Annotated in this window: 1 pseudogene; it reads left to right on the top strand. The window is 45.8% G+C overall.

Going from position 1 to position 572, the window contains the following annotated elements:
- Positions 1-572: pseudogene (locus ACFIJL_RS09860) on the top strand (phage tail protein); the annotation flags it as partial.

Genomic DNA, 572 nt, shown 5'->3' with positions numbered 1-572 from the left:
ACAGAGAGGATTAAAGGCTGGTTCCAATGGCTAGAACCTCTGATTGGTGAAATAACCCTCTTTAAGGTAGGACTTGTAGCACTTGGTTCCTTCATTTTTGGTCCACTCATTGCCGCATTAGCCGCAGCGGGAGCAGCGTTTGTCACACTTGGCTATACTATAATGACAACGCCCATAGGATGGCTAATTGGCGGCATCGCAGCTCTTGTTTTACTCTATAAATATTGGGATGAACTCAATGGCTGGGTAGCTGCATCTTTAGCCGCGGTTGGAGCAGTTCTTACCGGAGCATTCATTGCGGCAATGGTACCGGCAGCTTCTGCAGTTGCGGGTCTTGCACTATCTCTTGTAGCTTCACTCATTCCAGCAATAACCGCTGTTGGTACGGCTTTTATATCGCTTGGTGTTGCTATTATGACCACACCTATTGGCTGGATACTTGGCGGCATTGCAGCTCTTGTTGCTGCCGGATATCTGCTCTACAAAAATTGGGACACAGTCATAAGCTTTATAAGCAAGCTATGGGATTCTTTTTACAGCTTATGTAGTAATGTTTTCAATAACCTCTTGAC

This window comes from Bartonella sp. TT119HLJHH (genome assembly GCF_042193385.1).
In the GTDB taxonomy this organism is placed as follows: domain Bacteria; phylum Pseudomonadota; class Alphaproteobacteria; order Rhizobiales; family Rhizobiaceae; genus Bartonella.
Note: the sequence above shows the minus strand (reverse complement) of the source record. Positions and strands in the feature narration are given on the sequence as shown.